This is a genomic window from Streptomyces sp. NPDC005811 (assembly GCF_040630405.1).
In the GTDB taxonomy this organism is placed as follows: domain Bacteria; phylum Actinomycetota; class Actinomycetes; order Streptomycetales; family Streptomycetaceae; genus Streptomyces.
Genome location: NZ_JBEXXK010000006.1, coordinates 204365 through 225947, shown reverse-complemented (window position 1 = coordinate 225947; position 21583 = coordinate 204365). Strand labels below are relative to the sequence as shown.

Here is a 21583-nt window from a genome sequence, read left to right as displayed (position 1 = left end):
TCACCACACTCCCCTCACACGGCGTCCCCGCATAACCGGTGGGCGCCCGGGTAGCCGCGCGGCCATGGCTCCACCGAACACACCGAACACACCGAACACACCGAACAGACGACCCGCACACCCCCACAACCCCACCCGTCGGTCGCTGCTCGCGGGGGTGGCGGCGCTCGGCGCGCCGGGCGCCGCGGGCTGTTCGCGCGTGGCCACGGCGTCCACCGCGGACGGCGGCGACCTCCTCGACCGGCTCCGCGCCGCCGAGGTGGTACGGCTCGGCATCGCGGGCGAGATCCCCTTCGGGTACATCGACCGGGACGGGCGGCTCACCGGGGAGGCGCCCGAGCTGGCGAAGGTGATCTTCAAACGGCTCGGGGTGGACTCGGTACAGCCCGTGCCCACCGAGTTCGGGTCGCTGATACCCGGGCTGAACGCACAGCAGTTCGACGTGGTGGCCGCCGGGATGTACGTCACGCCCGAGCGCTGCGCGCAGGTCCTGTTCGCCGACCCCGACTACGAGATGCTCGACTCGTTCGTCGTGCGCAAGGGCAACCCCGAGGGGCTGGACACCTATCGAGACGTCGTGAAGAAGAAGGCGAGGTTCGCCACCGGCACCGGGTACGCGCAGATCCAGCACGCGGTGGCGGCGGGCTACCGGGAGAGCGACATCCTGATCGTGCCCGACCAGGTCGCCGGGCTGAACGCCGTGGAGACCGGGCGGGCCGACGTGTTCGCCGGAACGGCCGTCACCGCGCGCGACGTGGTGAAGAAGTCCCGCAGGGCCGAGGCGACCGAGCCCTTCGCGGCCGTCGTCGCCGGCAGGCCGACCGTCGACGGAGGCGCGTTCGCCTTCCGGCTCACCGAGACCCGGCTGCGGGACGCCTTCAACGCCCAGCTGCACCGGCTCAGGAAGAGCGGCGAACTGGCCCGCATCCTGCGGCCCTTCGGGTTCACGAAGGCCGAGATGACGGACCTGACCGCGAAGGAGCTCTGCGGCGGATGACCTCCGGACTCTGGGAACTCGTCCTCGAGGGCCTCTGGACGACCGTCCAGCTCCTGATGTTCAGCGCCCTGCTCGGGGCCGCCGTGGCCTTCGCCGTCGGGATCGCGCGCACCCACCGGCGGTGGCCGGTCCGCTTCCTCGCGGGCTGCTACACCGAGGTGTTCCGGGGGACCTCGGCACTCGTGATGATCTTCTGGGTGTTCTTCGTGCTGCCGCCCGCCTTCGGCTGGCAGCTGGTGCCGATGTGGGCGGGCACGCTCGCGCTCGGGCTGACCTACGGGGCGTACGGCGCGGAGATCGTGCGCGGGGCGCTCGGCGCGGTCGATCCGGCGCAGCGGGAGGGCGGGATCGCGCTCGGGTTCACCCCCGGGCAGCGGCTGCGCAGGATCCTGCTGCCGCAGGCGGTGCCGGAGATGATCCCGCCCTTCTCGAACCTGCTGGTCGAGCTGCTCAAGGGCACCGCCCTGGTGTCGGTGATGGGCCTGGGCGACCTGGCGTTCAGCGGCAATCTGGTCCGCCTCGCACTCCAGGAGAGCGCGGAGATCTACACGTACGTCCTGCTCCTCTACTTCGTCGTCGCGTTCCTGCTGACGCGGCTGATGCGCGGACTCGAGCACCGGCTGAAGGCGGGACTGCGATGAACTGGGACTGGAACGCCGTACGTGACTTCATGCCGCTGCTGTGGGACGGGACCCTCGTCACGCTCCAGGCGCTGGCCCTCGGATCACTGATCTCGTTCACGCTGGGGCTGCTGTGGGCGCTGCTGATGCGGACGCCGACCCGGTTCGTGCGGTGGCCCGTCGGGGCCGTCACCGAGTTCGTCCGGGACACCCCGCTGCTGGTGCAGCTGTTCTTCCTCTTCTACGTGCTGCCCGAGTGGGGGCTGACCCTGTCGGCGATGACCACCGGGATCGTGGCGATCGGGCTGCACTACTCGACGTACACCATGCAGGTCTACCGGGCCGGCATCGAGGCGGTGCCGGCCGGGCAGTGGGAGGCGGCGACCGCGCTGAACCTGCCGCGGGGCCGCACCTGGCGGGCGGTGATCCTGCCGCAGGCGGTCCGCCGGGTCGTGCCGGCGCTCGGCAACTACGTGATCGCGATGCTCAAGGACACACCGCTGCTGATGGCGATCACCGTGCTGGAGATGCTCGGCCGGGCGCGGCTCTTCTCCCAGCAGCACTTCCGGTTCACGGAGCCGCTGACGGTGATCGGGGTGGCCTTCGTCGTCATCTCCGCCCTCGCCTCCTTCCTACTGCGCACCCTGGAGCGACGCCTTGTCCGTTGAGATCAGCAAGGTCACCAAGCGATTCGGCGACCACACCGTCCTCGACCGTCTGGACCTGTCCGTGAAGGCCGGCGGCCATGTCACCCTCATCGGTCCCTCCGGGTCCGGCAAGACGACCATCCTGCGGATGCTGATGACCCTCACCGCGCCCGACTCGGGCACCATCACGGTGGACGGGCAGCCGCTGTTCCCCGCGACGGAGAGGCAGCGCCGCGCGGTGCGCCGGCAGATCGGCATGGTCTTCCAGCAGTTCAACCTGTTCCCGCACATGAGCGTCCTCAGGAACCTCACCGAGGCCCCGGTGACCGTGCTCGGGCTGTCCAGGGACGAGGCGGAGGAGCGGGCCCGCGAGCTGCTGGACCTGGTCGGGCTGGCCGACAAGTGCGACGCCCGGCCGGCGCGGCTCTCCGGCGGGCAGCAGCAGCGGGTGGCGATCGCGCGGGCGCTGGCGATGCGGCCGAAGGTCCTCCTCCTGGACGAGGTGACGTCCGCCCTGGACCCCGAGCTGGTCGCCGGGGTCCTCGACGTCCTCAGGGACATCGCCGCCACCACCGACATCACCCTGCTCTGTGTGACCCATGAGATGAACTTCGCCCGGGACATCTCCGATCGGGTACTGATGTTCGACGCGGGGCGGGTCGTCGAGGCGGGTCCACCGGAGCAGATCTTCGGCGCGCCGGAGGAGGAGCGGACCCGGGAGTTCCTGAGCGCGGTGCTGTAACGGGGCAGGTCGCGCGCGGGGCCGGAGCGACCGCGCATGCCTTGGGCATATGCCAGAGGGTCAGTGCCGCAGTTGAGGGCGCCAAAGGCGCACCATATTCTCGCCAACAACCCCTCCCCTCCGGCTCCTTGGCCGTTATCGTGGAAATGATTCGCTGCCAGGATCACCGCTCATGGATCACCGCTCATGGATCACGGCCAGAGGAAGCGACCAGGGGGGAACACCGTGGCGCTGAAGCACGAGCCGACCGCGCCGTACCACTCGGCTCAGGACGCCCTGCGCGTCCTGGAGACGGTGGCCCGGCACTCCACCGGCGTCACCGACGCCGAGCTCGCCCGCGAGACCGGCCTGGACACGGACCGGCTGACCACCCTCCTGCGCATGCTGCGCCGCGAGGGATACGTCGAGCAGATCACCGACGGCGCCTACGTCACCGGGGACGCCCTGACCCGCCTGGGCTCCGCCCACGGCCACCAGCAGGCCCTGCGCGAACAGCTCCAGCGCACCCTCGACCGGCTGCGCGACTCGATCGGCGCCGCCGTCTACGTCAGCCGGTACGTCGACGGCGAGGTCACCATCGCCCAGTACGCCGACAGCCCCGCCACACCCGCCGTCCACGAGTGGTTCGACTTCCGCTCCTCGGCGCACGCCACCGCCCTCGGCAAGAGCCTGCTCGGCCAGCTCGACCACAACGGCCGGCGCGACCACCTGTCCCGGCACAAGATGGCCCGCCTCACCTCCCGCACCATCACCAGCGACCGGCTGCTCCTGTCCCGGCTGGAGTCCCAGCCGCCCACGGTCCCGCACCTCGACCTCCAGGAGTACGCGGTGGGCACGGTCTGCGCGGCCGTCCCGATCACCGCCGGCTCCTCCGTGGGCTGCCTCGCCCTGTCCCTGCCCGTCGCCCACGCCCACCGGCTGCGCCACGCGGCCGACGCCCTGAACAGGAGCGCGGCGCCGGTCCTGCTCTCCCTGGCGATCTAGATCCGCGCCGCTACGGGGTGGCGACGAACCGGAACTCCGGCCCGTAGCGCCTCGCGGGGTCGTTCGGCAGGGGCATGTCCATCAGCTTGAGCGCGGGCCCCTTGAGGGCGAACATGTGGCTGATCGCGTCACCGAGGTGCTGGTCGGCATCCTCCGGCCGGTCCTGCTTCCAGGCCTCCTCCAGCGAGCGCAGCATCTCGCTGAAGGCCACGTTGCCCTTGTCCAGCTCGGCCCGGGCGGTCGCGTCCGGGACGGTGTCCGGGTCGTTCGCCCAGCCGCCCTTCGGCACCTTGCCCATCGGGCGGGCGTTCGGGAACGGGATGGGATCCCCCTGGAAGTCCCACTTCGGTGGAGTCTCCTGGATCTTCTTCAGCTTCCGCCCCCGGAAGATCTCCCGGAAGACGTAGTAGTGGGACAGTTCTCCCGCGACCCCGGGGAAGGGGTTGTCCGGCGTCTTCTCCGTCCCCTCGCCCTGCTCCTTGATGATCGTGATCACCTTCTCGGCGTCGGCGAGGGAACTGATCGGGAAGAGGCTGTTCCCCTCCCCGTGGTGCTCCATGCTCTTCGTCACCTGCCGCGTGCCCCTGATCTCCCCTTGGTGCACCCTGAAGGCCTCCAGGATCGCGGTGTAGAGGAGTCCGATCGACGCGAACGTCTCCTCGGCGTGGGCGAACTGGGCGAGCGGCTCCTCGGGCGCCTCGATCTGCGAGTACATCTCGACCGAGTCCTTCGTCAGCCCGCCCAGGTAGACCTCCAGGTCGGGATTGATCGCGGGCCGCACCCCGCCGGGCAGGGGACAGGGGTACGGCGCCAGCACGCTCTCGTCGGCGATGCGCGGACTCCCGCCGATCGTGGTGAGCAGGTTGCAGACGTGCCCGAGGTGCGACATCTCGTCGAAGACGATCACGCGGATGGCACGAGCCGCCGCCTTCCCCGAGTCGGTGTCCTGGAGCAGGGACCACCAACCGCACAGATAGGGCGGCAGGGTCGCGAGTTCCAGCATGATCGCCTGCTGCAGCGCGTCCTTCAGCCAGGACAGGGAGCGCTGCTCGGGTGGCGTCCTGAGCAGTCGCACGATTCCGTCGCTGCTGTAGTCGAGCTCCACGGTGGTCACGGCGGGCCCCTCTCGGGTCGGTGGAACGAGGGCTGGGACCACCACGATCGGCCGGGAAGCGGGATCGGCATGTGACATACGACTATGCGCTCGCGTGGTTCACCCTCGCGGAGGAGGCACACGCGCGCCCGCCCGGCCCGGTCGGTGGTCCGGAGCACCGCTCGGGACCAGGTAGTATTTTCTCTGTCGTCGGCCGCCGAAGGGCGGAAGGCGGGAGTCATGCGCCGCTAGCTCAGTTGGTTAGAGCAGCTGACTCTTAATCAGCGGGTCCGGGGTTCGAGTCCCTGGCGGCGCACACTGGAAGGGCCTCTCGTGGAGACACGAGGGGCCCTTCGGCGTCCCCGCCGGTCAGCGGCCGGTAGCCGGACTCCCCCGGCGGGCGCCACCACACCGGGTCCGCGCACCGCACCCCCTCCCGTCGCAGCAGCGCGCGGTGGATCTTGTTGGTGGCGGTGACGGGCATCCGCTCCACCACCCGGACGAACCGGGGCGCCATCTTCGTCCCCAGGTCCGGCTGGGCGGCGAGGAACGCGGCGAAGGCGGCCGGCTCGAACTCCCCGGCGAGCGTCGCCATCACCTGGTCGCCGGTCACCGGGTCGGGCACCGCGTACACGGCGACGGCGTCCGCGCCCTCGTACCGCGCGAGGATGTTCTCGATCATCGCGGCGGCCAGGTTCTCGCTGTCCACACGGATCCGGTCGTCCGTGCGCCCGGCGAAGTAGAGGTAGCCGTCGGGGTCGCGGTAGAAGAGGTCGCCGGTCCAGTACAGGCCGTCCCGGCGCCGCTCGGACTCCGCCGCCGGATTGCGCCAGTACCCCTCGAACGGGTTCGGCCCGCGATTGACCAGCTCCCCGATCGCCTCGTCCCCGTTGAGCAGCCGCCCGGCGGCGTCGAAGCGGGCCGACGGGCACTCCCGCCCCGACTCCGCGTCGAGGACGGCGAGCCCGGGCCCGGCCCGCCCCACGGCACCCGCCGGTGTCCCCGGCGTCCACTGCACCGCCGCGCCGCCCTCCGAGGAGCCGTACCCCTCCACCAGCCGCACCCCGAACCGCCGCTCGAAGGCCGCCGCGTCCACCACCCCGGCCTCCGTCCCGAAGCCGAGCCGCAGCACATGATCCCGGTCGGCCGGGCCCGGCTCGGTGGCCAGCAGGTACTGGATCGCCCGGCCGACATAGGTGAAGTACGTCGCCCGGTGTCGCCGTACGTCCGCGAGGAACGCGGAGGCCGAGAAGCGGCGGCGCAGCGCCACCCCGGCCCCGGCGGCCAGCGCGGGGGCCCAGTCGGCGATCACCGCGTTGCCGTGGAACATCGGCATGCAGATGTAGTGCACATCGTCCGGTACGACGGAGAACTGCGCCGCCAGGGAGCGGCCCGCGGCGGCCAGCCGGCCCTGGGTGCAGATCGCGGCCTTGGGGGCGCCGGTCGAACCGGAGGTGAAGTAGAGCAGGAGACGGTCGGTGGGGCGGGCCCGGGACGGGTCCGGGCGGGCGCCCGCACAGGGGGCGAGGAGCGCCTCGTACTCCTCCGTGTCCGTCACCAGGACCCGGACCCCGGGGAGGTCGAGCCCGGCGAGCAGCGGGAGGTGGGCCCGCTCGGTGATCAGCAGCGCGCACTCGGTGTGCAGGATGTCCCGGGCCAGCTCGGGGCCCCGGCGGGTGGGATTGATCCCGGCGACCGCCGCACCGGCGAGCGCGGCGGCGGACAGCCACAGCGGGAACTCGGGGGTGTTGTCCAGCAGCACCCCGAGATGCGGGGCGGCGCCCGGCGGCAGCAGTTCGGCGAGGAGCGCGGCCCGGGCGGCGGCGCCGGCCGCGATCTCGTGATGGCTGAGCACCGTGTCCTCGCACCACAGTCCCGGCCGGTGGTCGTCCCAGCGGTGCGCTACGAGTGCGGCGACGGACTCCATGGGGGCGCACGGTAGCTGACATGGTGTCAGATGACCATGCGCACGACACAGGGGAGCGGCCGTGCGGGGCACGTTCGGAAGAAACCCGGGCGCCGCTGTCGATCCGGCCGCGTCCCGTTCGACATCCTGGCGGAGGACGCGATCGCCCTCCGCGGAAACCGCCTCCGAGGAATCTCCCTCCGAGGAGGCGACAGGACCTGATGAGGACACCATGGATCAGCTGCTGCGCGTGCAGAACTTCACCATCTCCAGCGACGGCGTCGCCGCCGGCGAGGACCAGAGCCTGGAGCGGCCCTTCGGCCACGCCATCGACCCGGGACGGCTCTTCTCCTGGGCCGGCGCCACGGCGAGCTGGCCCAACCGCTCCGAACCCGGCGGAAGCCGGGGCCTCGACGACTACTTCGCCCGGGACTTCGGCAACAACATCGGCGCGGAGATCATGGGCCGCAACAAGTTCGGACCCCAGCGCGGCCCGTGGCGCGACCACGACTGGCGCGGCTGGTGGGGCGACGAGCCGCCCTTCCACACGCCGGTGTTCGTCCTGACCCACCACCCGCGTCCGTCGTTCACCCTCTCGGACACCACGTTCCACTTCGTGGACGGCGATCCCGCCACCGTGCTCGCGCAGGCCCGGCAGGCCGCGCAGGGCAAGGACGTCCGGCTCGGCGGCGGTGTGACCACCGTCCGGGAGTTCCTCGACGCCGGCCTCGTCGACACCCTGCACGTGGTCGTCACCCCGGTGAAGCTCGGCTCCGGGCTCCGCCTCTGGGACTCGCCCGACGAGCTGCTGGACCGGTTCCACCTGGAGGTGGTGCCCAGCCCGAGCGGCGTGACGCACCACCTCTTCTGGCGCAAGTGACGACAGAACCGACGCGGGAACCCCGGTCACGGCGCTAGGGCGCGACGTCGCTCCAGGCGGAGATCTCCGTCTGGACGCCGATCATGAAGGCGACGCAGGCGGCGAGCACCAGGCCGAGGAAGACCAGCAGGCAGCCGGACTGCGCGAAGAGCTGCCCGTGCGCCGGGGGACGGGCGGTGGCCCGCTCGGGACGGTCGGCCGGGTGGAAGACGGTGACGATGTCGCCCTCCAGGACCGTCCCCGGGCCGTTCTCCTCCTCGAACCGGACCGTGCGGCCCTCGCGGGTGGTGAACTCGTAGACATGGTGCAGGACCGTCGTCACCCGGCGGTGCTCACCGCTGTGGGTCCTGGTCGTCGTGTACGTCCGCAGACAGCGCGCCTCGGCCGTCAGACCGCTGCCCCAGGCCCGGGCGACCCGGCGCGAGCGGCTGATCACGGCGTACATCGCGAAGAGAACGCCCATGATCATGATCGATGGGACGATCAGGAAGAAGATGTCCATGTGAGCCCCCCGAACTCCGGTCACCGGCCTGCGCGGCCGGTGTGCAGGGAACGTACCCGTGCGCGGGGCGGGGTTGACTCAAGAGAAGCTCAGAAGTCAGGGGCCGGACACCCAGAGTCCGAGCAGCAGGAGGACGCCGACGCCGAGGAGGACCAGGGCGAGGATCATCGACGCCGTGTCCTTGCCGGGCTGCGGTGCGACCGCCGTGGCCCGCTCCGGGTCCTCGGCCGTGTAGTGGACGGCGACCTCGTCGCCGACACCCCGGGTGTGCGGGCCGCCGCCCTCCTTGAACACGACGGCGCGGCCGTCGGCGGTGGTGAAGTCGTACTCGTGCCACTGCGTCGTCCGGGGCAGGTTGTTGACCACCTGGGTGGTCCGCCACTGCCGCACCACCCGCGCCCGGGCGGTCAGCCCGCTCGCCCAGGCCGCCCGCCGCTGCCGGGTCCGGCGCACGATGCTGTACGCCACGGCGAGGAAGCCGATGACGAGGAGGCCGAAGACCACGTCGGCGGGCTCCATGCGACCGGTACCCCCGTACCTCGATGCCAGGACCCGCGTGCGCCGGCAGAGCACGCACGCGGACCCGGACCCTATCCGACGGTCCCTCAGAAGGCGACGTCGGAGCAGGCGTAGAAGGCGTTGCCGGTGTCGGCGATCGTCCAGACCGCGAGGATCACATGGCGGCCGGACAGGCCCGACGGGAGCGTGCCGCTGTGCGAGAGGGTGGCGGGCGGACGCTGGCCGTTGTAGGGGACGGTGAGGAAGGGGGTGAGGTTGAGGTCGGAGCGGGCCAGGTTGTGGTTCTGGTTCCAGCCCTGCTTGGTGACGTAGTACTTGAAGTCGGTCGTGGCGTGCATCGCGGTGAACTGCCAGCGGAAGGTGTAGCTCTGACCGCCGGTCACCTTGGTGGCCGGCCAGGCCCCGCCCGAGGGGGTCTTCGGGCCGTCGAGCTGGGCGAAGCGGGTGTTGTTCGCCGAGCAGATCGATCCGTCGGCCGCCCCTGAGCCCGGGAAGCCCTTCGGACCTTCGACGCTCTGCGGCTCCCACTGGATGTCGCCGCAGTTCGTGACCGTGCCGTTCTGACAGAGCTTCTGCCGGCTGATGGGCAGATCGGTGTAGCCGTGACCGCTCGCGCCGCCGGCCGAGAGCACGAACGCTCCCGCCGCGGTGAGCCCGAGCGCGGCGGCGTACCACCTGGTCTTTTTGCGCATGCTGCCGCTCCTGGAGAACGTGGGGAGTTCACTGAGCCGAGCCGTGCAGGTCTAGACCAAGTTCGAGATTATTGCCGTTTCATGGACATGTCCAGACCAATCACGGGGCCTGTTCCCCGCGGCCCGCCGCGAACGCCACCGTCAGGTCCTTCACCAGCGCCTTGCGCTCGTAGTCGTCCAGCTCCACCAGACCGCGCATCGTCAGCCGGGTCACCGTGTCCTCCACCGAGTCGACCACCGAGGTCAGCACGGTCGCCCGGTGCTGGGCGTCGAGCGCGGCGATCCGGCGCCGGTGCATCGCGGCGGCGACCTCCGGGGCGTACTCGATCCGCAGCGGCTGCACCGAGAACACCTCCACGCCGATCGCGCCCGCCTCCCGCGCGACCCTCCGGGTCAGCGCCTCCCCCGCCGCCTCGACCGACCCCCGGCCCGCCCCCGGCGGCTCCACCGGGATCCGGGCGAGCGCCGCCTCGACGCACTCCCGCAGATACGTCTCGTGGTCCTCGACGCCCAGCGTGGCCCGCGCGGTGTCCCGCACCCGCCACACCACCAGGACGACCACCCGCAGCGCGACCCCGCTGCCGTCGGCCGCCGGCATCGGCTCGCTGCGCCAGTGCCGCAGCCGTACGTCGACCTGCCGGCGCAGCAGCAGCGGATTGACCCACAGCAGACCGGTCCGGCGGACGGTCCCCCGGTAGCGCCCGAACAGCCCCAGCACCCAGGCCCGCCCGGTCCGCCCCCGCGCCAGCCCCCCGAACCCGAACAGCCCCAGGGCCCCCGCGCCCGTGTACGCCGCCCACTGCGCCGGACCGAGCCCGGTCCCCGCCCACGCGGGCAGCCGCAGGGCCTGTTCGACGAGCGGCGGCAGCACCCCCGCCCACCAGGAGGTGGCCACACAGCCGGCCGCCCCGCAGACCCCGGCGAGCACCCCGGCCGCCCCGGGCAGCACCCGCGCGGGCCGTTCCACCAGGGCCGGGTCGACCTCGGCCTGCGGTCGCGCCTTCGCCGCCACCGGCCGTCTGAGCCGCGGCGCCTCCCCGCTCCGGCTCCCCACCACGGCGGGTCCCACCGCCGTGGGTCCCACGGCTGCCGGTCCCACGGCCGCGGGTCCCACCGCGACCGACCGCGGCCCGGCCTCGTCGCGGAACAGCAGATGGACGGGGATCTCGGTGGTCGCCTCGTTCTGGATGAGCCGCCCGCCGCGCGGTGGGTCGTCCGAGGGGTTCCCCGGCTCGGGTTCAGGTGTGGGTGAAGTGGTCGGGTGCATTGCGTGCCTCCAGCCTCCGCGCCAGATACGCCATGACAGTGAGTGGACGGCCGGGACGGCCTCCTACGCGAACAGCCGGCGCCAGGTCTCCGGCCCCGGGTAGCCGTCCGCCGCGCCGCCGCGCCAGCCCTGGGTCCGCTGGAAGGCCTCGACGGCCCGCCGGTCCGCCTCGCCCCAGCGCGGTCCCGGGCCCTGGGCGTAGTACCTGCCGAATCCTTTCTTCACGAGCTGCCTCCCCACCTGCGTGACATACGCGTTCTGGGCCCCGGGCCGGAACATGCCCCGGCCCGGGAAGGCCAGGGCGCGCGAGGAGGGGGGCGGGGACGCGGGTGCGGGGGCGGGTGCGGCAGGTGCGGCGGGGGCGATGTCCCGGCCGCCTCCCGTGTTCAGCAGACTCCAGGTCCCGGGGCCGGGCAGGCCGTCCGCCTGGGCGCCGCGCCAGCCCTGGGCCTGCTGGAACGCCCGGGTGGCCCGGCGGTCCGCCTCCGTCCAGCGGGGGCCGGGCCCCGAGACGTAGAAACGGGCCCCGCCGCGCGCCAGGAGGAGCCGGCCGAGCCGGGTGACGTACGGGTTGTTCGCCCCGGGACCGAAGAACGACGGGCCGGGGTAGGCCGTGGCCGACCCGGCGCCCCCGGCACCCTCGGGGACGGCCGCCTCCGGTCCGGACGCCTCCGTACCGGACCCCGCCACGAGGCCCTTGTAGCGGTACGGGACATAGCGGTCCGCATGGCTCCAGTAGGCGTAGGGCGTGGCCTGGCGGCGGGCGGTCGGGCGGGTCTGTTCGTAGGCGAGGTAGTAGGTGTGGGTGTAGTCCGTCCAGCCGCCGAAAAGGACGACGTGCGAGCCGTTCTGGGGGTCGGCCGGATTGTGGAAGAGAAGCATGTCGCCGGGCTGGAGTTCCTCCTTGGAAATACGCGTCCCGTACTGGTCGAGGGTGCCCGTCCATTCATTTCCGGGCAGCTGCCAGGCCATCGAGACGAAACCCGAGCAGTCCTGCCGGTAACCGTCGGACCAGTACGCGCTCATGCTGTACGGCACCTGCGCCGCGACCCATTCCTTGGCCCGCCGGATGATCTCCGCGCGGGTCGTCGCCGGAGTCTTCACCGTGGCCGCGGGCTGCGCGGGCCGCCCGCCCGGACCGTGCAGCGGCGCCGTGCCGCCCTGGGGGGTGTCAGGCTCGTCACCTGCGGGAATCCCCGGCCGAGCGGGGGACTGCGGGGCGGCGAGGGCGGGTACGGCGTGACCGGCGCCGAGCGTCGCGGCCGCCGCGGTGGCGACGACGAGGGTCCGCCGCGCGGCCGGGTGACCGCCGAACCGGGAGGACCCCCACCCGGGGGAATGGGCATTCACCCGCCGCCGGTGCGCGCATCCGGGGCAGTCGCAGTCGCTCGCGGGATCGAATTCCACGAATACCGGAGTCTCCATGCGATTCCCCTCACACTCCAGATGGAAATGTCCGCGGCTGTGCACGTCCGCCAGTTTCTCAACTGTCGTCCCGGCGCGCATGCTGACGGTCCGAATGATGTACACCGGCCCGGCGGGGAGGGCGGCCCGCGACCGGGTGGTCAGGGACACCCTCCGGTGTCCTGTAGAGTGACGACGTCAGCAGGCGCCGCTAGCTCAGTTGGTTAGAGCAGCTGACTCTTAATCAGCGGGTCCGGGGTTCGAGTCCCTGGCGGCGCACAGACGGCAGAGGCCCCTCGCGGAAGCGGGGGGCCTTTCGCGTACCGCTGTACGGACACGCCGTACGGGCCGCCGTGATCAGCGGGTGAGCTCCCGCGCGTACTCCGGCCACCACGTGCCCGCCTTCGGGCCCCCCTTGCACTCCCCGTCCGACTCCCCCGGGGTCTTCACCCACAGGTAGGCGTCCACCAGGGGGTCGGCCGTCCGCGTGGTCGGCGGGGTGCCCAGAGCCCGGCCCGGGGGGTTGCACCAGCGTTCCGCCGGGTCGCCCTCGCGGGAGGGGCCGTTGCCGTTGCGGCTGGTGTCGACGACGAAGTGCTTGCCGCCGACCGCGGCCGAGAGCTGTCTGCCGTACGCCACGGAGTCCCCGGTGGAGTAGAAGTTGGAGACGTTGACCGCGAAGCCGTCGGCCCGGGCCACGCCCGCCCGCAGCAGCGCCCGGTCCATCCCGTCCGTCCGGCCCCGGCCCGCGTTGCCCGCGTCCAGGTAGACCCGGGTGTTCTTCAGGGACGTGAGGGTGGTGACCGCGTCCTCCAGCAGGGCGTAGCGCTCCTCGCGCAGGGCGGGCGGGAGGCAGCCGTCGACCAGGTGGAGGAGGGCGTCGGGCTCCACGACGACCCACGCGGGGCGGTCGGCGATGCCCCGGGCCACCGCCGCGGTCCAGGCGCGGTAGGCGGTGCCGTCGGCCGCGCCGCCCCGGGAGTACTGGCCGCAGTCACGGGAGGGGATGTCGTAGAGGACGAGCAGCGGGACGCGGCCCGCCCGCTCGGCGGCCTCGGTGACGGCGCGGGCCCGCGCCTCCGGCTCCGCACCGCCGAGCCACTCCCCGGTCGCCCGCCCGGCGATCCGCCGGACCGCCGCCGCCTCGGCCTCGGCCTCGTCGCCCCGGCTCTCGTACACGGCGAGCTGCCGGGCGGCCGGACCGCCCGGGTCGGCCCAGAACGGGTCGTCGGCGTGCGGGGGCTCCCCGGGTGCGGTGGCTCCGGTCGCGGTGTCGCCGTGGGTACCGGTCCCGGTGTCGCTGTGCGTACCGGTCTCCGTGCTGCCGTGGGCGCCGGCCTCCGTGTTGCCGTGGGCGCCGGCCTCCGTGCTGCCGTGGATGCCGGTCTCCGTGCTGCCGTGGGTGCCGGTCCCGGTGCGGCCGCCTCCCGACGTGCATCCCGTGAGCAGCAGGGCCGTGCTGAGGGCCGCCCCCAGCAGGGCCGCGGCCCCCCTGCTCGCGTCCATCAGGATCCCCCTCGGGCGGTCAGGTGCGGCCGGTCAGGTACGCCGACACGATCACGTTCGCCGTGTAGCTGCGGCTCACCCGGTCGAAGGTACCGCCGCAGGTGATCAGACGGAGTTCGGCGCGGTCCGCCTGCCGGGTGCCGTAGGCCTCGCGGGCGTCGAAGTCGGCCCGCTGGACGACCTCGACCTCGTCCACGGTGAACTCGGCGACCCTGCCGTCGTCCCGCACCACCCGGATCGTCTCCCCCGCCCGCATGGTGCTGAGCTTGTAGAAGACGGCCGGGCGGGTCTCGGTGTCGACGTGCCCGACCATCAGGGCGGTGCCCTTGGCGCCGGGTTTCGCACCGGCCGCGTACCAGCCGACGACGCCCGCCTGGTCGAACGGCGGCGGGTCGATCCCGCCCTCGGCGTCCAGGCCCCGCGCGACGACGGGAGCCTGCACGCCCAGTTCGGGGATGTCGATGCGTCGGGGCACCGCGGACGTGAGCGGGGTCGCGGCGGGCGGCAGATCGGCGGCCGCCGGGCGGCCCACGGCGGCCACGTCACCCGTGGTCGGCGCGGACGCCCCCGGCCGTACGTCGGTCACCTCGCGCCCCCACAGCCACAGCCCGAGCAGCAGCACCGCCCAGGCCACTCCGGTGACCAGACGGCCGGAGGAGCGTTCGGGGTCGGCCATCGCTCAGCCCGTCCCGCGGCTCCGGCGGGCGGCGCGGGTGGCCCGGGCGCCCCGGTAGGCCACCACGGCCGCGGCCACGCCCGCCAGCACCAGCCCGGTGACGGTCTGCGCCGTACCGGGGCCCTCCACCCGGGCCTCGTCGGCGGCGGCGAGCGGCGCGGTGCCGCCCCCGCCCGCGTGCACGGGGGCGATCGGGGAGGCGGGGGTGTCGCCGGGGACCCTCGGCTGCACGGGCGACGGCGACGGTGAGCGGCCCGACGCCACGATCGTGATCCGGCCCTTCACCTGGAAGTCGACGCAGGTGATCTTCACGTCGTAGGTGCCGGCCGTGATCGAGGAGCGGACCCGGGTCTCGCCGACGAGGGTGCCGCCCGTGCCGACGAGGTGGGCGTCGGCGACGAAGGCCGTAGAGGCCGCGGTGGCGGTCCTGCCGCCGCAGCCGCTGACCTTCAGGACGACCTCGGCGCCGGGTGTCGGGGTCTCGGGCGTCACGGAGACGCTGCCGCCCTTGCCGCCGCCGTCCTCGGCGACGGCGTGGGCCGTGGGGAGGAGCACCGCGACGGCAGCCGCGGCGCCCGCACAGAGCGTGACTTTCAGTGAACTCATCGTGAACCTCCAGCTGTCTGGAGACTCCCCCGCGGAGACCCGGTCCGCATCCTCTGGCGGGGTCTCACTGCTCCGTACGGGTGGGTCGGGGCGCCGGACGGGTTTCGGATCCGGCGCCCGGGTGCGGTGTTCCGCGTCCGGCGGGTCAGATCCGGTCGACGAGGTCCGCGATCGAGTCGACGATCTTCGAGGGGCGGTACGGGAAGTTCTCCACCTGCTCGGGCCGGGTGAGACCGGTGAGCACCAGGAAGGTCTGCATCCCGGCCTCGATGCCGGCCAGCACATCGGTGTCCATGCGGTCGCCGATCATCGCGCTGGTCTCGGAGTGCGCGCCGATCGCGTTGAGGCCGGTGCGCATCATCAGCGGGTTCGGCTTGCCGGCGAAGTACGGCTTCTTGCCGGTCGCCTTGGTGATCAGCGCGGCGACGGCCCCGGTGGCCGGGAGGGGACCCTCGGTGGAGGGCCCGGTCTCGTCCGGGTTGGTGCAGATGAACCGGGCGCCGTCGTTGATCAGCCGGACCGCCTTGGTCATGGCCTCGAAGGAGTAGGTGCGGGTCTCACCGAGGACGACGTAGTCGGGCTCGTGGTCGGTGAGGATGTAGCCGATGTCGTGCAGGGCGGTGGTGAGGCCGGCCTCGCCGATGACGTACGCCGTGCCGCCCGGCCGCTGGTCGTCCAGGAACTGGGCGGTGGCGAGGGCCGAGGTCCAGATGTTGTCGATGGGCACGTCCAGGCCCATGCGTCGCAGCCGGGCGTGCAGGTCGCGCGGGGTGTAGATGGAGTTGTTGGTCAGGACGAGGAACGGCCTGCCGGACTCGCGCAGCTTCTTCAGGAAGGCGTCGGCTCCGGGGATCGGGACGCCCTCGTGGATGAGCACACCGTCCATGTCGGTGAGCCACGACTCGATGGGCTTGCGGTCTGCCATGTGCGGGATCTCCTGCCGTAACGCGGGTGCGGCCCCAGCCTAATCACCGCCCGATCTTGAGGGAATGCCCGGAATCGGAGCGTCCAAGGGCTGGGACCGGAGCTGCTCAGTCGCGGCGGCGCGAGAGCAGCAGAGCGATGCCGGCGGCGACGAAGCAGGCGGTGGCGGCGAGGAGGGCGGAGGTCGAGCCGAAACCGCTGCGGGCGAGTTCGGCGGCCTCCTCGGCGAGGGAGGGGGCGCCGGTGGCGCGGGCGGAGGGGGCGGAGGAGGGAGGGACGGGGGAAGCGGCGAGGGAAGCGGCGGGGGTGGTCCCGGGCGCGGTCGGGGCGTCGCTCCCGGTGGACTCCTCGGTCTCGGGCGCGGCGCTCGCCCGGGGCTCGCCGCCCTCGACGGAGAACCGGTAGTCGTTCGACTGTCCGATCCAGTCGCCGTCGTCGCCGTGCCGCTGGACGAGCGCCGCGTTGGCGGTGATGTCGTCGGGCGCGGTGTCCGAGGTGAGCGCGAGCCGTACCTCGACGGTGAGGGTCTCGCGGGGCGCGACCGTGAAGCCGGGGAAGGCGCCGGGTTCCCCGTCGGGGCCGTCGGTGAAGGCGCCGACCAGTTCGTCCTCGTCGGTCGTCTCGAAGCGGACGGGATGCGGCCGGTCGTCCGCGTAGAAGTCCAGGTGGGCCTGGCCGGGCCGCAGGGCGCGCCCGGAGTCGACGAGGACGACGACCGGGTGGATCCCCGCGCAGACGCGGTCGGTGGTGTTGGTGAGGTCGAGGTACCAGGTGCCGTAGCCGCCGCCCGCCCGGTAGGAGTCCGGGCCGCCGTGCAGCCGGGTGGTGAGGGGGAACGCGGCGGCGTCGGGACCGGCGCAGGGCGTGCCGTCCTCGGCGTGCGCGGGCACGGCGAGCAGGGCGGCGGTCGCGGCGGCGACGGCGGCTGCGGTCGCGGCACGGCGGAGGGCGTCGGGCGTGGACACTCGCATGGTCATGTGAGCCTGCCGGGCGGGAGGGGGCAGGGGACGCCGACACGGCCGTACGACGATGTGATGGTCGGGCTTTTCACCCCTTCGGTGCAGCGTGGGTCGCGGCGCTCGAGGAGCCCGTGTCCGCGGGTGCCCTCAGCCGTCGCCCCGTCCGAACACCGGCGCGAGCAGGAGCTGGGCCGCGCCGTCGGCGACCGCCCGGTCCCCGCCCGGGGCGAGCCGCACGGGTACGGCACCCTCGGGCGAGCCCTCCCGGCGGGCGCGGTCGGCGAGCACCGAGGTGACCCCGCGGACGAACGGCCCCGGTGCCGCCGTGACGGTACGGCCGCCCAGCAGGACCAGGTCGATGTCGAGCAGTCCGACGAGGTTGGCGGCCCCCTCGCCGAGCACCCGCGCGGCCTCGCTCACGTCCCCCTTGCCGATGGCCGCCAGGCACAGCGCCTCGACACAGCCCCGGTTGCCGCACCAGCAGTACAGCCCGTCCATCTGGATGACCTGGTGGCCGAACTCGCCGGCGCCGGTGCGCGCGCCCCGGTGCACGGTCCCGCCGATCACCAGCCCGGACCCGAGCCCCGTACCGAGGTGGAGGTAGGCGAAGGAGCCGTGCTCGCCGCCGACGGCGAGTCCGAGGGCGGCGGCGTTGGTGTCCTTGTCGACGACGACCGGCACCCCGAGGCGATCGGCGAGGGCGTCGCGCAGGGGGAAGCCGTCCCACTCCGGGAAGCCGGTGACCCGGTGGAGGACCCCGTGGACGTGGTCGAGCGGACCGGGCAGCGCGACCCCGACGCCGAGCAGCGAGCCGCCCGCGCCGCGCCCCAGCTCCCCGGCCTCCCGCACCACCGTCTCCAGCACCGCCTCGGCACCCGCGCCCAGGTCCAGCGGCACCCGCCGCTCCCCCACCGCGCTCCCGTCGAGATCGGTCAGCACGGCCCGCAGCTCGTCGCGGTCCAGATGGACGCCGACGGCGTGCCCGGCGCCCGGGACCAGGCGCAGCAGGGTGCGCGGTTTGCCGCCGGTCGAGGCGCGCTGACCCGCCTCCGCCGCGAATCCCTCCTCCCGCAGCCGGGCGGTGATCTTGCTGACGGCCTGCGGGGTGAGTCCGGTGCGGTCGGCCAGCTCCAGCCTGCTGATGCCGTCCCGGCCGGCCGCCCGCAGCAGGTCCAGTACCAGCGCGGCGTTGTGGTTGCGCAGGTCCGGCAGGTTCACGCCGGTCGTGCGCCCGCTTCCGTTCGTCCCGTTCACCCTTCCATTCTCCCCCCTGCTTGCACTTTGGCAACAGCGTTGCGAAAGTGGGTCCCATGACTGGACGCAAGACTGGCGAGTCCCCGGTGCGCGTGGGCCTGATCGGCTACGGCCTCGCGGGCTCGGTCTTCCACGCCCCGCTGATCGCCGCCACCGAGGGCCTGACCCTGGACACGGTGGTCACCTCGAACCCCGAGCGGCAGGACCAGGCCCGCGCCGCGTTCCCGGACGTACGGCTCGCCGCCACCGCCGAGGACCTCCTCGCCCGCGCCGACGCCCTGGACCTGGTCGTCGTCGCGTCCCCGAACCGCACGCACGTCCCACTGGCCACGGCCGCCCTGAAGGCGGGCCTCCCCGTCGTCGTGGACAAGCCGGTCGCCGGGACCGCCGCCGAGGCGCGCGGGCTGGCCGCCCTCGCCGACGAGCGGGGCCTGCTCCTCTCCGTCTTCCAGAACCGCCGCTGGGACAACGACTTCCTGACCCTGCGCGCCCTGCTGGCCGACGGCGAGCTGGGGGACGTACGACGGTTCGAGTCGCGTTTCGAACGGTGGCGGCCGCAGCCGAAGGGCGGCTGGCGGGAGTCCGGCGACCCCGCAGAGATCGGAGGTCTGCTGTACGACCTCGGCAGCCATGTCGTCGACCAGGCACTGACGCTGTTCGGCCCCGCCGCCTCCGTGTACGCCGAGGCGGACGTTCGCCGCCCGGGCGCGGAGGCCGACGACGACACCTTCATCGCGCTCACCCACCGCAGCGGCGTCCGCTCCCACCTCTTCATGTCCGCGACCACCCCCCAACTCGGCCCGCGCTTCCGGGTGCTGGGCTCGACGGCGGGCTATGTGAAGTACGGCCTGGACCCGCAGGAGGCGGCCCTGCGCGAGGGCGGGCGTCCCGGGCCCGGCTGGGGCGAGGAACCCGAGGAGCTGTGGGGCCGGGTCGGCGCCGGGGAATCCCCCCTGACCGGCGGCGGCCGACCCGTACGGACCCTCCCCGGGGACTATCCGGCCTACTACGCTGCGGTGACCAAGGCACTGATCGACGGCGGCCCGGGCCCGGTGACCGCCGTCGAGGCGGCCGCCGCCCTCGACGTCCTGGAGGCGGCCCGCCGTTCGGCACGAGACGGAGTGGCGGTGACGCTGTAATGGGCACCCACGAACTGACCCCGAAGTTCACCCCGGAGATCACCCCGACCCTGGAGGAGCTCCAGGCGCAGGAACGACGGCTGGTCTTCCGCCAGTTCACCCACGAGGACGCGTGGGCGCTCGGCTCGCTCCTGGTGGAGATGGCCCGTGAGCGGGAGGCCCCGGTGGCGGTCGACATCCACCGCTCCGGCCAGCAGCTCTTCCACGCGGCCCTGCCCGGCTCCACCCCCGACAACGACGCCTGGATCGCCCGCAAGCGCCGCGTGGTGGAACGCTTCGGCGCCTCCTCCTACCTGGTCGGCACCCGCTACCGCGCGAGGGGCACGACGTTCGAGGAGTCCTCCCGCCTCGACCAGGACGCGTACGCGGCCCACGGCGGCTCCTTCCCGATCACCGTGGACGGCGTGGGAGTGGTGGGCGCGGTGACGGTGTCGGGCCTCCCCCAGCTGGAGGACCACAGGTTCGTGGTCGAGGCCCTGGAACGGTTCCTGGAGAAGTACCTGTAGTCCGGCCGTTTTTCGTCTTGGGGGCGCGGGGAACTGCGCGAGCAACCACACACGGCCCGCACACGCAGTACCCCCGCGCCCTTGGTTTCTCAGGCGTCCTTGAACTCCTGCCGCTGCCGCCCGAGTCCGGCGATCTCCAACTCGACCACGTCCCCGGCCCGCAGGAACGGCTTCGGCTCGGGCGCCCCCAGCGCCACCCCCGCCGGCGTCCCCGTGTTGATCACGTCCCCGGGATACAGCGTCATGAACTGACTGACGTACCGCACGACCTCCCCGACGGGAAAGATCTGCTCGGCCGTGGTCCCGTCCTGCTTCAGCTCGCCGTTGACCCACAACCGCAGCGACAGCTCCTGCGGATCACCGATCTCGTCGGCGGTCACCAGCCACGGCCCCAGGGGGTTGAACGTCTCGCAGTTCTTCCCCTTGTCCCAGGTCCCGCCCCGTTCGAGCTGGAACTCCCGCTCGGACACGTCGTGCGCCACCGCGTACCCGGCGACGTGCGCGAGCCCCTCCTCGGCCGACTCCAGATAGCGGGCCGTGCGCCCGATGACGACCGCCAGCTCCACCTCCCAGTCGGTCTTGGCGGACCCGCGCGGGACGAGCACGGTGTCGTACGGCCCGACGACCGTGTCCGCCGCCTTGAAGAAGATCACGGGCTCGGCCGGCGGCTCGGCACCGGTCTCCCGGGCGTGGTCGTGGTAGTTCAGCCCGATGCACACGATCTTGCCGATCCGGCCCACCGGCGGCCCGATCCGCAGTCCGGTCGCGTCGAGCACGGGCAGTTCGCCGGCCTCGGCGGCCGCGCGGATCCGGCCGAGCGCGGCGGCGTCGGCGAGCAGCGCGCCGTCGATGTCGTCCACGACCCCCGACAGGTCCCGCAGGGTTGCGTCGGCATCGAGCAGCGCGGGACGCTCCGCGCCCGCCGTACCGACTCGCAGCAGCTTCATGATCACCATCTCCGGGTGCAGCCATCGGATGTCTGGCCGATCCTCCAAGCTGCGTGGGCACTCCGCAATACCCGGTTCACGTACTGGACCGTCAGGACCTTGAGGACGGTCATCGGTAGAGCACCGCTCGCTCGACCGCGCTCCACGTCGTGCTGGTGATGACGTACAGCGCGGCGGCCAGCGGAACGACGGCCACGGTGACCAGGGTGAAGAAGGACAGGAACGGCATGACCTTGGTGATCGCGCCGACACCGGGCACGTCCTGGCCGGTACCGGTCTCGGGCAGCGGGACCCGCCTGGCCCGCAGGAAGTTGAACGTGGCGACGGCCGCGACGACGGCGAACAGCGCCAGGTAGACCAGCCCGGCCGGCCCGAACGGCCCGTCGCCGCCCAGCGCGTCGGCCCAGCGGTCGCCGAGCGGCGCGGTGAGGAGCCGGTGGCCGAGCAGGGCGTTGGTCTCGCCGCCGATCGAGGTGCTGGAGAAGAGGTGGTAGAGGAGGAAGAAGGCGGGCACCTGGCAGAGGCTGGGCAGCAGCCCGGACAGCGGGGAGACCTTTTCCTCGGCGTGCAGGTCGAGCACCGCCCGCTGGAGCTTCTCGGGGCTGCGCGCGTGCTTCCTGCGCAGTTCGGCGATCCTCGGCTGGAGCGCCGCCCGGGCCTTCTGGCCGCGGGCCGCCGCCCGGGACAGGGGGTGGACGAGGAGTCGTACGGCAGCCGTGAACAGGACGATCGCGGCGGCCGCCGCGGACGCGCCGAACAGCGGGTGGAGCAGATCGGCGAGGTGCTCGACCAGGGTGGCGAAAGCGGACATGG

At 72.8% G+C, this 21583-nt stretch carries 22 protein-coding genes, 2 tRNA genes and 1 pseudogene; 10 read left to right on the top strand and 15 right to left on the bottom strand.

What is annotated here, in order from left to right; genetic code table 11:
- The first annotated feature begins 157 nt into the window (after positions 1-157).
- The 5 genes from ehuB (at position 158) to ABZ490_RS09030 (ending at position 3990) form a co-directional block, all read left to right on the top strand.
- Positions 158-997, top strand: coding sequence for an ectoine/hydroxyectoine ABC transporter substrate-binding protein EhuB (ehuB, locus tag ABZ490_RS09050; RefSeq protein WP_358986782.1), 840 nt, complete (start codon positions 158-160; stop codon positions 995-997).
- Positions 994-1638, top strand: a complete 645-nt coding sequence (gene ehuC / locus ABZ490_RS09045) for an ectoine/hydroxyectoine ABC transporter permease subunit EhuC (RefSeq protein ID WP_358986547.1) — start codon at positions 994-996, stop codon at positions 1636-1638. Before ehuB ends, ehuC begins: the two co-directional genes overlap by 4 nt.
- Positions 1635-2285, top strand: a complete 651-nt coding sequence (ehuD, locus tag ABZ490_RS09040) for an ectoine/hydroxyectoine ABC transporter permease subunit EhuD (protein ID WP_358986544.1) — start codon at positions 1635-1637, stop codon at positions 2283-2285. Before ehuC ends, ehuD begins: the two co-directional genes overlap by 4 nt.
- Positions 2275-3006, top strand: coding sequence for an ectoine/hydroxyectoine ABC transporter ATP-binding protein EhuA (ehuA, locus tag ABZ490_RS09035; protein ID WP_358986540.1), 732 nt, complete (start codon positions 2275-2277; stop codon positions 3004-3006). Before ehuD ends, ehuA begins: the two co-directional genes overlap by 11 nt.
- 225 nt (positions 3007-3231) lie before the next feature.
- Positions 3232-3990, top strand: coding sequence for an IclR family transcriptional regulator C-terminal domain-containing protein (locus ABZ490_RS09030; protein WP_358986537.1), 759 nt, complete (start codon positions 3232-3234; stop codon positions 3988-3990).
- Positions 3991-4000: 10 nt separating this feature from the next.
- Here ABZ490_RS09030 and ABZ490_RS09025 read toward each other — a convergent pair whose 3' ends face one another.
- On the bottom strand, positions 4001-5104 hold the full coding sequence (locus ABZ490_RS09025) for a ferritin-like protein (protein WP_358986534.1): 1104 nt from the start codon (positions 5102-5104) through the stop codon (positions 4001-4003).
- Positions 5105-5325: 221 nt separating this feature from the next.
- On the opposite strand from ABZ490_RS09025, the gene ABZ490_RS09020 reads away from it, so the two are divergent.
- Positions 5326-5399, top strand: a tRNA-Lys gene (locus tag ABZ490_RS09020).
- Here ABZ490_RS09020 and ABZ490_RS09015 read toward each other — a convergent pair.
- Positions 5365-7010, bottom strand: a pseudogene (locus tag ABZ490_RS09015) (AMP-binding protein). The gene ABZ490_RS09020 and the pseudogene ABZ490_RS09015 overlap by 35 nt on opposite strands.
- Before the next feature lie 211 nt (positions 7011-7221).
- On the opposite strand from ABZ490_RS09015, the gene ABZ490_RS09010 reads away from it, so the two are divergent.
- Positions 7222-7869 carry a dihydrofolate reductase family protein gene (locus ABZ490_RS09010; protein ID WP_358986531.1) on the top strand — a complete coding sequence of 216 codons (648 nt, stop codon included), beginning with the start codon at positions 7222-7224 and terminating at the stop codon, positions 7867-7869.
- Between the two features lie 34 nt (positions 7870-7903).
- Here the strand turns inward: ABZ490_RS09010 and ABZ490_RS09005 are convergent, their stop codons facing one another.
- The 5 genes from ABZ490_RS09005 to ABZ490_RS08985 form a co-directional block, all read right to left on the bottom strand.
- Positions 7904-8371, bottom strand: coding sequence for a DUF3592 domain-containing protein (locus tag ABZ490_RS09005; RefSeq protein WP_358986528.1), 468 nt, complete (start codon positions 8369-8371; stop codon positions 7904-7906).
- Between the two features lie 96 nt (positions 8372-8467).
- Positions 8468-8890, bottom strand: coding sequence for a DUF3592 domain-containing protein (locus tag ABZ490_RS09000; RefSeq protein WP_358986525.1), 423 nt, complete (start codon positions 8888-8890; stop codon positions 8468-8470).
- Between the two features lie 86 nt (positions 8891-8976).
- A complete protein-coding gene (locus ABZ490_RS08995) occupies positions 8977-9582 on the bottom strand; it encodes a lytic polysaccharide monooxygenase (protein WP_358986522.1) in 606 nt (201 codons plus the stop codon).
- A gap of 100 nt (positions 9583-9682) precedes the next feature.
- Positions 9683-10849 (bottom strand): SPFH domain-containing protein, encoded by a 1167-nt coding sequence (locus ABZ490_RS08990; RefSeq protein ID WP_358986518.1) that lies wholly within the window; start codon positions 10847-10849, stop codon positions 9683-9685.
- Between the two features lie 63 nt (positions 10850-10912).
- Complete coding sequence (locus tag ABZ490_RS08985; RefSeq protein ID WP_358986515.1) at positions 10913-12274, bottom strand: peptidoglycan-binding protein; 1362 nt, start codon at positions 12272-12274, stop codon at positions 10913-10915.
- Between the two features lie 184 nt (positions 12275-12458).
- On the opposite strand from ABZ490_RS08985, the gene ABZ490_RS08980 reads away from it, so the two are divergent.
- Positions 12459-12532: transfer RNA gene (locus ABZ490_RS08980), tRNA-Lys, on the top strand.
- A gap of 78 nt (positions 12533-12610) precedes the next feature.
- Here ABZ490_RS08980 and ABZ490_RS08975 read toward each other — a convergent pair.
- From ABZ490_RS08975 to ABZ490_RS08950, 6 genes are all read right to left on the bottom strand, one after another.
- Positions 12611-13759, bottom strand: a complete 1149-nt coding sequence (locus ABZ490_RS08975; protein ID WP_358986512.1) for a glycoside hydrolase family 6 protein — start codon at positions 13757-13759, stop codon at positions 12611-12613.
- A 19-nt stretch (positions 13760-13778) separates the two neighbouring features.
- Positions 13779-14435 carry a class F sortase gene (locus ABZ490_RS08970; protein ID WP_358986509.1) on the bottom strand — a complete coding sequence of 219 codons (657 nt, stop codon included), beginning with the start codon at positions 14433-14435 and terminating at the stop codon, positions 13779-13781.
- 3 nt (positions 14436-14438) lie between these two features.
- On the bottom strand, positions 14439-15041 hold the full coding sequence (locus ABZ490_RS08965; RefSeq protein ID WP_358986506.1) for a hypothetical protein: 603 nt from the start codon (positions 15039-15041) through the stop codon (positions 14439-14441).
- A gap of 145 nt (positions 15042-15186) precedes the next feature.
- A complete protein-coding gene (locus tag ABZ490_RS08960) occupies positions 15187-15966 on the bottom strand; it encodes an HAD-IIA family hydrolase (RefSeq protein WP_358986503.1) in 780 nt (259 codons plus the stop codon).
- A 106-nt stretch (positions 15967-16072) separates the two neighbouring features.
- The gene (locus ABZ490_RS08955; RefSeq protein ID WP_358986500.1) at positions 16073-16942 is read right to left on the bottom strand and encodes a hypothetical protein; all 870 of its coding nucleotides are present in this window, start codon (positions 16940-16942) and stop codon (positions 16073-16075) included.
- Positions 16943-17071: 129 nt separating this feature from the next.
- A complete protein-coding gene (locus ABZ490_RS08950; protein ID WP_358986497.1) occupies positions 17072-18178 on the bottom strand; it encodes an ROK family transcriptional regulator in 1107 nt (368 codons plus the stop codon).
- Between the two features lie 56 nt (positions 18179-18234).
- Between ABZ490_RS08950 and ABZ490_RS08945 the strand changes: the two genes are divergently transcribed.
- Together ABZ490_RS08945 and ABZ490_RS08940 are read left to right on the top strand one after the other, a co-directional pair.
- Positions 18235-19317, top strand: a complete 1083-nt coding sequence (locus tag ABZ490_RS08945) for a Gfo/Idh/MocA family oxidoreductase (protein WP_358986494.1) — start codon at positions 18235-18237, stop codon at positions 19315-19317.
- On the top strand, positions 19317-19823 hold the full coding sequence (locus ABZ490_RS08940; RefSeq protein WP_358986491.1) for a heme-degrading domain-containing protein: 507 nt from the start codon (positions 19317-19319) through the stop codon (positions 19821-19823). Before ABZ490_RS08945 ends, ABZ490_RS08940 begins: the two co-directional genes overlap by 1 nt.
- Before the next feature lie 89 nt (positions 19824-19912).
- Here the strand turns inward: ABZ490_RS08940 and ABZ490_RS08935 are convergent, their stop codons facing one another.
- Entirely contained in the window at positions 19913-20770 is an 858-nt protein-coding gene (locus tag ABZ490_RS08935; RefSeq protein WP_358986488.1) for a fumarylacetoacetate hydrolase family protein, read from the bottom strand.
- 109 nt (positions 20771-20879) lie between these two features.
- The gene (yidC, locus tag ABZ490_RS08930; RefSeq protein WP_358986485.1) at positions 20880-21581 is read right to left on the bottom strand and encodes a membrane protein insertase YidC; all 702 of its coding nucleotides are present in this window, start codon (positions 21579-21581) and stop codon (positions 20880-20882) included.
- Between the last annotated feature and the right edge of the window lie 2 nt (positions 21582-21583).